Here is a 10,952-nt window from a genome sequence, read left to right on the forward strand (position 1 = left end):
TCCTAAAGCGATTTTTAGTTACATTCCGTTTTCTTTTCATATCTTGGCGGAAATCCTGACGAAATCACCGTTATTTCGTGGCAATTCGACGCCCCGCCTTTCTGATTTAGCTCTGAAACTGATGGCAGCGCTGGAGCGCTGAAATCCGGAACAACTATCGCCGCGTTCGCGTTCGAAGAAGGAGTAAACGGCGGCCACGTCAGACCAGCGACGTTTAATAACGGAGAGAGAATGTTCAGGGGCAAGATATAATTTACTTGCTGGGCACCTCGAATACCTCCTACCACCATTCCAATTACTCCTCCGCCAACATCAAATACAGGCCCGCCGCTATTCCCGTAATTGAGGGGAATACTGACTTGCCATAAACCCCTTGGATTCGCCTGATTACTTAGCGTGCCGTCGACAACCGAAAAATCGGAACTAAGCGGGAAGCCGCCGGTTTCTAAGTGGTCCATCACCTTCAAAGCCTTTGGGTCGTGGAACATGACGGGGTTGTAGGGCCCTTTCGAATCTGGTAGTTGCAGTAGAACGACATCCGAAAAGACCGGCGCATCGACGTGATACGCAATCAGTTCCTCACCCGACCTGCTTCCGATTCGGACTGTGATTTTGACATTTGGATTAGGACCAATCACATGGTTTGCCGTAATGACATAGCCAGACGTGGTTATGATGAAACCAGTACCGGTTTCGGTCGTCGTGCTTCCGGATGGCTCAGTTACGCTTGCAGTAACGAACACGATGGACTTTCGCGTTGTCGACCAATCGATAGCTTGGCACGGAACGGAGGTTGCCACACACGTCGCGAGAGTAATCAAGGAGGCGATAAGAAAGCGCATTTCCTCCTCTCCGGTCGGGCCTGCCTCTATCAGCCTAGCACAAGGAATCCAGCCGGCCAGCTAATTCCGAGAGTCTCCGCACGTCGGCGGGCAAGCTCATTTCTCACGGTCTCACATTTGTTTGCGGTCTCTTGCGTCAGAATTGTTGAATAGACGTCAAATGTCAAGGGCAACCAGACGCCTGATTGTCCGGCACCGGGCAGAAAGAGCCGTAAATGCCCGGGTCCGCATCCCCGGTACACAAGCGCCCGCCGCTCGTCAGCCCCGGCCGGGTAGCCTTGTGACCGCCGTCTTGTAAGCATTCGCTGATGCTTCAACCCACGGCCATTCACCTCACTCACGGTTCCCGCGGGCATGCAGCCGTCCAGTCCGTCCGAAACGGCTTCGACGCATTCAAGCTGGTAAAGCGCGCGCCGCAGCCGTTCGCGCGTCGCATCGCACAGCCATGAAACCGTCGCTGAAGCACAGACCGGTCGCCGAGCTGTCCGCCATCAGTAAAGCCATTGTCCTCTTGGATAGGCGCGCTGTCGGCCAAGCTCAGTTGGAAGCCAGTGGCGAATCGGAAGGCCTCGTGCAGTTCTTTCTCGTCAGTCCGCAGCCGTGGGCGCCGCTAGAAGTCATCAGAAAGAAGTGCCTGTCTGATTTCACCACTGGCCATAGCAGTCGACACATGCCGGGTCCGCCCGAACTCCCAGTCAATTACTGCTCGGAATATACTCGTTGGACGCCTGTTTGAGACGGCCGGTGTCTACCCCGGCCGTCTTCAACGCCGCGTCAATCGCATTCGGTTCCTGGCCGAAATCGAGCGCCCACTCCTCTTCTTCGCATCGTACGGTCATGCCGTTGTGCATTGAAATCAGACAGGGCGCCTTGTAAGCATCGTTTCATGCAAAGACCCAGCGGCGTTCTGCAACGCATTTCCCTCTAGCAAACATCCTGTGTTTCTGTGAATGCCCCTTGGTGAAGTTGAGCCCCGCCTTATCCTGTGCGAGGCCTTCAGACACGTTCCGAAGCATCATGAGATGCCCCTCGGAGCCAGCGTCGCCCGTCAGCCGTTCGCCTCAGGGCGCTAACTTCGCCACCCTGTCCGGTATCTCAAGGCTATCCCACAGTACCGGCTGTCCCGCGACTGCTGCCGTTGATGTCCGACCAGTCACGCGGCAACCGACTCAAAGCGGTAGGCTGCCTAAAGTATACGTCGCGTGGAAGGCCATGATTTTGCCGCGGCCCACGGATTCGAAAAAAGTGTCGGCCTACGCGAGAGAATTCCGATGAAATATTTGCTGAGCAGCAGGGCGATACCGAGCATGCGTCTACGGCAGCCGCCCGCTTCGTCTGAGTTTGGCCGGTCAATTGTCAAGCTGTTCGGTCGGTGCCGACAATCCCGCTCGTCGCGATTTCGTTGAGCGCAATGTTCTGGCCAAAGTCGATAAAATGCATCTTTAACGTACGAGCCATTTCCATGCTTGCCCTCAAGCTCGCCCTGGTCCCCGCTTTCCTTTGGTTCATCTCGATGTCGGGCAAATGGTGGGGACCAAAAGCGGCCGGATGGCTCGCCGGCTTTCCCGCTGTAGCCGGGCCGATACTCCTTCTGCTCGCAATGGAGAAGGGGCCGGAATTCGCTGCGCAGGCGGCGATGCTTTCTGTGTCCGCAATCTGCGCTTCTGAGCGTTCAACTTCGCTTATGCGTGGGCTTGCCGGACGGCGAGATGGCCGACCGCTTTTGCGCTGCCCTTAGTCTGCTGGCTCTTGGTCGCATCAGCGTTGTCCAAACTGCCCGCTACTCTGCCGTGGTGCATCGGCGTCGCGTTCGCGGCAGTCGTAATCGGTCAGCGATTCCTTCCGCGCAGCACAGTTGAAGCACCGGGACTACCGCTTCGACGTCGAGACTTGGCGATGCGAATGGTCCTGGCTGCTTTGCTCACGTTGGTGGTCACCTACCTAGCTGCCGCGGTTGGGCCGAAATGGAGTGGGTTGCTCGCGGTCTTTCCTCTGCTCGGAAGCATCCTGTCGGTATCATCGCACCGTGCTCACGGTTCAGAATTTGTAGTTTCGTTGCTGCGAGGGATGGTTCTAGGTCGCTTCTCATTTGCCGCATTCTGCCTGACGCTCGCTGTGCTGCTGCCTATCCAAGGCATTGGCATTGCTTTCGGCATCGCGCTAGTGCTGGCGATGCTCGTACAATGGAGCACGCGAATGATTGCAAACTCGGCCTCGGCGGATTTCAGGCGAAACGCATAACGCTGCCAACGAAGGAACAAGTCATGACTAACGCCGAACTGACCGAAATTCCCAGCCAAGAATTGGTTCATCTACTTGATTGGATGGTTTGGGAGATGAACCACCGAGGGCGCGAGGACGTCCTGATGTGGCGCAAAGAGTTATCGGCTCGGAGCGATGCTGGAACGACAGATGTGACCCGAGCTATCGCCGTTTGCGACGATTACCTGGCGCCCGAGGGCTCGGAGGAAGCTCGGCTCGCCCAAGCGAAGGCGTGGCCCGAGCTCAAATCGTAACGCGGGAGATACGGTGAGGAAGACTGGCGCTGGTTGCCAGCTATCCGCCCCCTCACATCAAAAGCGGCCCCATCGATAGGGTCGCTCTTGTTTCTTGCATCCTTTCTATCCGAACTTACGCCTGCGCTCATCGCGTTGCCCAACCTGTCCCTCGATATTGACTTATGAGCGAGCTGAATATTGGCTCCGGTACGCTCCCGCATCTGCAACAAGGAGCGCCGTCATGTTGACGATTCGTCGCACAGTCGCCGATGCTGTCAGGACATGAACGGGCTTGGCCGCACCAAGCAGAATCGGCCCAATGGCAATGTTGTTGCCAGCAGCGGACTTCAACAGGTTGTAAGAGATGTTTGCCGCATCGATATTTGGCAAAACAAGTAGATTCGCGTCACTATCGAGTGTCGATTCTGGAATAACGTCTTTGCGCGCCCGAGCGTCCAGTGCGACATCACCGTGCATCTCGCCATCAACCTCGAGCTTGGGAACTCGCTCCCGAAGAAGCGCTAGAACATCGCGCATCTTCTGTGCGCTCGGCGCGTTGCTTGTACCGAAGTTCGAATGCGACAGCAGTGCAACCTTTGGCGCGATACCGAAGCGCTTCACCTCCTCGGCCGCCATGATAGTGATTTCCGCCAGTTGTTCAGCGGTGGGGTCGACGTTGACGTGTGTATCGACAAGGAAAATCTGCCGACCCGGCAGAACGAGCCCGTTCATGGCTGCGTAGACTGTCGCGCTGTCCTTCTTTCCGATGACCTGGTCAATGAAGTGCAGATGCCGGTGCGTGGTGCTCACCGTGCCGCAAATCATGCCGTCTGCTTCGCCTTTCTCCACGAGCATGGCGCCGATGAGGGCCGTCCGGCGGCGCATCTCGAGTTTCGCCATCTGCTCGCTGATTCCTTTGCGAGCCATCTTCTTCGCGTACGTCTGCCAGAAGTCTCGATAGCGCTCGTCGCGGTCGGTATCGACGATGGTGAAGTCGACATTCGCGGTCAGACGAAGACCGAACTTCGAGATTCGCTGGGCAATGACCGCTGAACGGCCGATAAGAATAGGCTTGGCCAGCTTTTCATCAACGAGTATCTGCACGGCGCGCAACACGCGCTCCTCTTCGCCCTCGGCGAACACGATGCGTTTTCTATCAGCTTCCACACTGCGGGCGAGCTGGAACACCGGCTTCATCGTCGGACCGCTGTGGTAGACGAATTGCTGGAGGTGCCGTTCGTACGCTTCCATGTCTTCAATGGGTCGCGACGCCACGCCGCACTCCATCGCGGCTTTCGCGACTGCCGGCGCAATCTTCACGATGAGACGCGGGTCGAATGGCTTTGGTATCAAATAGTCCGGACCGAACGACAGATTGTGAATTCCGTACGCAGTGGCAACGATGTCGCTCTACTCCTGACGTGCGAGCCCTGCAATGGCGTTCACCGCTGCAATCTCCATTTCCTTGGTGATGACCGTCGCTCCGGCATCCAGAGCGCCACGAAAAATGAACGGAAAGCAGAGAACGTTGTTGACTTGGTTCGGATAGTCCGCCCGACCTGTCGCCAGAACAGCGTCTGGCCGAACTTCGAGAGCCAGCTCCGGAAGGATTTCAGGCGTTGGATTTGCAAGTGCGAGGACGAGCGGCTTCGCCGCCATCTGCTTGACCATCTCCGGCTTGAGCACCCCACCCGCCGACAGGCCAAGAAACACATCCGCCCCTTCAATCACGTCAGACAAAGTGCGGGCGCTGGTCTCGCGAGCAAAGCGCGCCTTGTCGGGGTCCATCAGTTCGGCCCGGCCTCTGTAGACAACGCCGGCCAAGTCAGTTACGTAAATGTTCGCGACCGGAAGTCCGAGGTCGACCAACAGATTAAGACACGCTAGGGCCGCTGCGCCGGCGCCGGAAGCAACGAGCGTCACCTCCCGGATGTCTTTGCCGACAACCTTCAAGCCATTCTGAACCGCCGCGGCCACGACAATCGCCGTGCCGTGCTGGTCGTCGTGGAAGACCGGAATCTTCATCCGCTTGCGGCACTCGCGCTCGACGATGAAGCAGTCTGGCGCCTTAATGTCCTCGAGGTTGATGCCGCCAAACGTAGGCTCCAGCGCAGCGATGACGTCGACCAGCTTATGTGGGTCATTCTCGCTAAGTTCAATGTCGAAAACATCGATACCCGCGAATTTTTTGAACAGCACCGCTTTGCCTTCCATGACAGGTTTCGAGGCGAGCGGTCCAATGTTGCCCAGTCCCAGCACCGCCGTTCCGTTCGACACAACGCCGACGAGGTTGCTGCGTGCGGTGAACCTAGCTGCGTTCAGCGGATTGGCGACTATCTCCTCGCATGCAAATGCGACGCCGGGCGAATAAGCGAGCGACAGGTCGCGCTGGTTAATCATTTGCTTGGTTGGCGCGATTGCAATCTTTCCGGGGGTCGGAAACTCGTGATAATCGAGCGCCGCTTCTCGGAAAGCTGACTGGTCAGATTGCTTGGTCATTTCAACTCTCGTACTCAAAAGGATGCCTGCTCTTTCTAAGTGACAGCGCCCGATTTTCGAGGCGCCGACCGTGCGTCAGTGAGCGTTCGACCGGACCGCTGGTTGTTTCGCCAAGGCGTGTTCTGCTTCGGGAAAGTCGCGCGTCGCCAGGTCATCTACTTCAACGGTGGTCTTCTTGTCCAACATGGCCCGGGCTATTTCCATGTCGAGCTGTCCCTCCCATCGGGCAACGACCACGGTTGCTACGCCGTTTCCAATGAGATTGGTCACAGCGCGGGCCTCATTGAGGAAGCGGTCGACGCCGAGCAGCAAAACCAGTCCTTCGACGGGAATCTTGTGCATCGAGGCCAACGTCGCTGCAAGCGCGACGAAACCTGCGCCGGCCACGCCCGCCGAGCCTTTCGATGTCAGCAGAAGTACGCCCAGGACAAGCAACTGGTCCCAGATGCTCAGGTGAACGTTCATGGCTTGAGCGATAAAAAGGGCTGCCATCGTCAGGTAGATGGCCGTTCCGTCTGCGTTGAACGTGTAGCCGGTCGGCAACACCATCCCAACGACCGAACGCGAGCAACCCATGCGCTCCATCTTCACGAGCATCTGCGGCAGTACGGCTTCCGTTGATGCGGTGCCCAACGTGATGAGAATCTCGTCCTTGATGTAACGGAGATACTTGAAGAGCGACAGGCCGCACATCTGCATGACCAGGCCAAGAACAACGACTACAAAGAAGATGGAAGTGAGATAAAGGCAGAGCATCAACTGACCGAATGACGCAAGTGTCCCGATGCCGTACTTTGCGATAGTGAACGCCATACCGCCGAAGGCGCCGATGGGTGCCACGTACATCACGATTCGAACAACGCCGAACATTCCCTGGAGGAACATATCGAGCATGTCCACAAACGGTGCCGTTCGTGGGCCGAGTTTCGCGAGCGATATGGCAAGCAGCAGCGAGAAGAAGATAATCGGCAGCATCTCACCGTTTGCGAAAGCACCCACGATGCTGTTCGGCACGATGCTCATGAGAAAGTCGAGCGTACCGTGTTGCTTTGCGGCCTGGGTATAGGTGGCAATAGCAGACCCATCAATGTGTGCTGGGTCAATGTTCATGCCGCTGCCAGGTTTTACGACATTGACGACAACCATGCCGACAATAAGCGCGACTGTCGATGCCACTTCGAAATACAGGACCGCTTTGACACCTACGCGTCCCGCTTCGTGAAGGTCGTTCATGCGCGCAATGCCAACGACTACTGACGCGAAGATAATCGGAGCGAGGAGCATCCGAATAAGCTTGATGAAGAGGTCTCCAAGGGGCTTGAGTTGCGAGCCGATGTCTGGATAGAAATGCCCTAGCAAGATGCCGGCGATAATGCCGATGAGAACTTGCACGTAGAGCTTCGAGAGCGATTTTCTGACTCGTGATACCAGCATGTTTGTCTCCTATGCATGGCGTCTTATCGTAGAAAATGGGCGAGCGGCCACAGCGGAGCATCCCCGCTGTGATGAGCACGGCCCGGTTTCGTTGCTTTGCTTTTGTTTTTTTGCCGCACCGGCGAGAACCGTCGGTGCTTATTGCTGGTGTCTGGTTTTAGGCAGAGAGCTTCTTCATCTCAGCGAAGAGGTCCGCTTTGCCTTCGAAGCCGATTCCCGGCAGGTCCGGCATCGTGATGTAGCCGTTGTCGACCTTGACGCCGTCAGGGAAGCCGCCGTATGGCTGGAACAAGTCCGGATACGACTCGTTTCCACCGAGGCCCAGGCCCGCTGCGATGTTGAGCGACATTTGATGCCCACCGTGCGGAATGCAACGGCTTGGGGACCAACCGTGTTCACGAAGCATGTCGAGTGTGCGGAGATACTCCACAAGCCCGTAGCTCAGTGCACAGTCGAATTGGAGCCAGTCGCGGTCGGGCCGCATGCCACCGTAGCGGATGAGGTTGCGGGCGTCCTGCATCGAGAACAGGTCTTCGCCTGTCGCCATCGGATTCTTGTAGTAATTACGAAGCGTGGCTTGCAGCTCGAAGTCCAGCGGGTCACCCGGTTCCTCGTACCAGAACAGGTCATATTGCGACAGCGCCTTCGCATATTGGATGGCAGTGTCAAGGTCGAAGCGGCCATTCGCGTCCACTGCCAACTTCTGGCCATCTTGCAGCACGCTGAGAATTGAATCGATACGACGCAGGTCTTCGTTGAGCGATGCGCCACCAATCTTCTTCTTCACGACCGTATATCCACGGTCGATGTAGCTGCGCATCTCATCTTTGAGCTTCTCGTGGTCCTGGCCCGGGTAGTAGTAACCGCCCGCTGCGTACACGAAAATCTTGCGGTCAGGCTGACCATTGCCGTAGCGGTCCGCCAGCAACTGGAACAGCGGTTTGCCTTCAATCTTCGCCACCGCATCCCAGATGGCCATGTCGATGGTGCCAATTGCGACCGAACGTTCGCCGTGACCACCGGGCTTCTCGTTCGTGAACATGGTCGCCCAGATTTTGTGTGGGTCGAGATTGTCGCCCGCATCATTCACCAGCGAAGCCGGGTCTGCTTCCAGAATGCGAGGAATGAAGCGCTCGCGCATCAATTTCCCCTGGCCGTACCGGCCATTCGAATTGAAGCCGTATCCCACCACCGGCTTGCCATCACGAATAACGTCGGTGATAACCGCTACCAGGCTCAGCGTCATCTTGCTGAAGTCGATGTAGGCGTTGCGGATGGGCGAGCTGATGGGAACGGTCTTTTCCCGGATTTCAACGATTCTCACGGCACTGTCTCCTGAGTTTGGAAGGTGTTGCTACGCGTTCATTGCAATGTGGAAGTAGCTTAACCGCGAAAAACGCTGCTAAACTGCACTTACATTCATTTCATTTTTCACATTCGGTGAATACTGAAACTCAGACCGCGACCGACTTCGAATTCTTCATTTTGCTGGCGAAGCTCAGGAGCCTGTCCGGTGCTGCGCGTGCCCTTGACCTGTCTCCGCCGGCCGCGACGAAGCGACTCGGGGTTATCGAGCAGCGTCTCGGTGTGCGCTTGGTCAATCGAACGACTCGAAGCGTTAGCCTCACGCCCGAGGGCGAGACGTATCTACGATATGCGTCTCAGATAGTCGGGCAGGTGCGCGAAATGGAGGAGGCCATTTCTGGGGCAAAACGCGACCCGCAGGGGTTGCTGCGCATCAACGCGACGCTCGGGTTCGGCAGGACGACGATTGCCCCATTGGTATCGGAATTTGCCAAGCGATACCCGAGTGTTGAAGTGCAATTTGAGGTGACTGACCGTCCTGTCGACCTGGTCGAGGGTGCGTTCGACATGGCAATTAGGTTCGGCGAGTTACCCGATAGTCGTCTGAGCGCGCGCCGCATCATGAGCAACCGCCGTTTCCTTTGTGCGTCTCCGAAGTATTTAGAGAAACATGGTGTTCCGGAGCGGGTTGAGGACCTGGCCAACCATCGGTGCATCATCCACCGCCAGAACGACGACGCGTATGGTGTTTGGCGTTATATCGTCAACGACCATACGGAGGCCATCAAAGTCAAAGGCGCTCTGTCGAGCAACGACGGTGACATCGTGCTTCGGTGGGCACTCGAGGGACACGGAATCCTGATTCGCTCGGAATGGGACTTGGCTAAATATGTACAGAGCGGAAGGCTGAGCCTTGTGCTTCCAAATACAGTCCTTCCTTCGGCTGACCTCTTTGTGTACTACCCCCGTCAGAAGAACCAAACGGCCCGAGCGCGCGCGTTTATCGACTTTCTGGTGACGCGGTTTCAGGCACCATTTACGCCGGTCGACGCAGGTGTTGAGCTTCGCGAAAGGCGAAAGCGCTCGACGAGGAACTGAGGAACGACTGGGGGATATGGCTTGTCCGTCTGCCGCGCCAACTCGCGATTTATCGTGTTTCGCCCATACGAATTCGAGCCGGATTACCTACCGCCGTCGTCCCTGCCGGAACGTCGCGAGTGACGATGCTGCCGGCGCCAATCAATGCGTTGTCACCGATGGTGATTCCCGGAAGGATGATTGCGCCCGCGCCTATCCAAACGTTGCGCCCAATCCGAATGGGACGTCCGAACTCTAGGCCACTTGCCCGGACCGCTGGGTCGCGCGGATGGTCAGCGGTCAGAATTTGCACACCGGTGGCAATCTGCGTCATGTCGCCGATTTCCACTGTCACGACATCAAGGATGGTGCAGCCATAGTTGAGAAATACGCCAGCCCCCAGCGTGATGTTGTATCCGTAGTCACAGAAGAACGGCGGGCGGACCATCGAGTCCACTCCGACATTGGCGAAGCGGTCTTTCAACAGCTGGTATCGCTCGGCAAGCGGCATGTCGATGTTTGCGTTGAACCGCTGCAACCACGCTCGGGCCTCAGCCTGGTCAGCCTGTATCTCTGGAGAGCTGGCCGTGTACAACTCGCCTGCCAGCATCTTCTCTTTCTCTGTTCGGACCATATGTACCTCGCATTCAAGGCTGGCCGTTCGCGACCGCGACGTCACGTAGCATAACTCCAACGAGACGCTTCGAACCTTACGGCGAAATTGAAGCCTGCGTGACGGAGTGAAGCGCAACGCTGACGTCAAAGTCAGGGCCTCGAAAAACGACAACCGAAAAAGAAAAGCCTGCGTGAACGCAGGCTTGAATCCAAGTCGGTTGAGACATGGAGGAGACGAACTCAGTATAAACCCTTACCAAGAGTTTGCAAGCGACTATTACTCACCGTTCCCGAGCAAACAACGCCGCTTGAACTTTGCCTCGAGTGGCTGCCTGTGTATCGACCAGGAACTCGTTACGGTCCTTGCCGGCAAGCCAGCCGGGTGCGCGCCCCCGTCCGCTCCAAGTTGACCCAGTCACCGGGTCTCGATACTTCGCTGAATGCTCATCAGACAGAGAGTCCGCCTTGCGGCCTATCAGTTCGTTGATGGAGATGCCGTACTCGCGCATCTTTGCCACGATTTCATTTAACGCTTGGCGCGTCTCGCGCTCTTTTAATTCAGCCAATTGTTTGTCTGCCTCTTTTGAAATCCGAGTGGGCGGTTTGGCGGGTCGAGGGCGGGCGTGAGCCCGGCGCAGCGAACCCTTGAGGCGCCCTGAATCGATAAGCTGGTGCATGGCTC

7 protein-coding genes and 2 pseudogenes are annotated in these 10,952 nt (G+C 56.9%); 3 read left to right on the forward strand and 6 right to left on the reverse strand.

Annotated elements, in window-relative coordinates:
* Positions 1–14 precede the first annotated feature (14 nt).
* Positions 15–842 (reverse strand): S1 family peptidase, encoded by an 828-nt coding sequence (locus PQR08_RS35265; RefSeq protein WP_408163975.1) that lies wholly within the window; start codon positions 840–842, stop codon positions 15–17.
* Positions 843–2,304: 1,462 nt separating this feature from the next.
* Here PQR08_RS35265 and PQR08_RS35270 point away from each other — a divergent pair.
* Positions 2,305–3,083, forward strand: a pseudogene (locus PQR08_RS35270) (hypothetical protein).
* A 23-nt stretch (positions 3,084–3,106) separates the two neighbouring features.
* Positions 3,107–3,358, forward strand: a complete 252-nt coding sequence (locus tag PQR08_RS35275) for a hypothetical protein (protein WP_408163977.1) — start codon at positions 3,107–3,109, stop codon at positions 3,356–3,358.
* A gap of 162 nt (positions 3,359–3,520) precedes the next feature.
* Here the strand turns inward: PQR08_RS35275 and PQR08_RS35280 are convergent.
* The 3 genes and pseudogenes from PQR08_RS35280 to PQR08_RS35290 form a co-directional block, all read right to left on the reverse strand.
* Positions 3,521–5,839: pseudogene (locus PQR08_RS35280) on the reverse strand (NADP-dependent malic enzyme).
* Between the two features lie 75 nt (positions 5,840–5,914).
* Complete coding sequence (gene dctA / locus PQR08_RS35285) at positions 5,915–7,273, reverse strand: C4-dicarboxylate transporter DctA (protein ID WP_408163978.1); 1,359 nt, start codon at positions 7,271–7,273, stop codon at positions 5,915–5,917.
* Between the two features lie 157 nt (positions 7,274–7,430).
* The gene (locus tag PQR08_RS35290) at positions 7,431–8,597 is read right to left on the reverse strand and encodes a mandelate racemase/muconate lactonizing enzyme family protein (protein ID WP_408163980.1); all 1,167 of its coding nucleotides are present in this window, start codon (positions 8,595–8,597) and stop codon (positions 7,431–7,433) included.
* 116 nt (positions 8,598–8,713) lie between these two features.
* Here PQR08_RS35290 and PQR08_RS35295 point away from each other — a divergent pair, with 116 nt between their 5' ends.
* The gene (locus PQR08_RS35295) at positions 8,714–9,676 is read left to right on the forward strand and encodes a LysR family transcriptional regulator (RefSeq protein ID WP_035511498.1); all 963 of its coding nucleotides are present in this window, start codon (positions 8,714–8,716) and stop codon (positions 9,674–9,676) included.
* Positions 9,677–9,725: 49 nt separating this feature from the next.
* On the opposite strand, the gene PQR08_RS35300 is transcribed toward PQR08_RS35295, so the two are convergent.
* Together PQR08_RS35300 and PQR08_RS35305 are read right to left on the reverse strand one after the other, a co-directional pair.
* Positions 9,726–10,289 (reverse strand): sugar O-acetyltransferase, encoded by a 564-nt coding sequence (locus PQR08_RS35300; protein ID WP_035511512.1) that lies wholly within the window; start codon positions 10,287–10,289, stop codon positions 9,726–9,728.
* Positions 10,290–10,551: 262 nt separating this feature from the next.
* Positions 10,552–10,947, reverse strand: a complete 396-nt coding sequence (locus PQR08_RS35305) for an H-NS histone family protein (RefSeq protein ID WP_408163991.1) — start codon at positions 10,945–10,947, stop codon at positions 10,552–10,554.
* Positions 10,948–10,952 lie beyond the last annotated feature (5 nt).

This window comes from Caballeronia jiangsuensis, assembly GCF_046030135.1.
GTDB lineage: Bacteria > Pseudomonadota > Gammaproteobacteria > Burkholderiales > Burkholderiaceae > Caballeronia > Caballeronia jiangsuensis.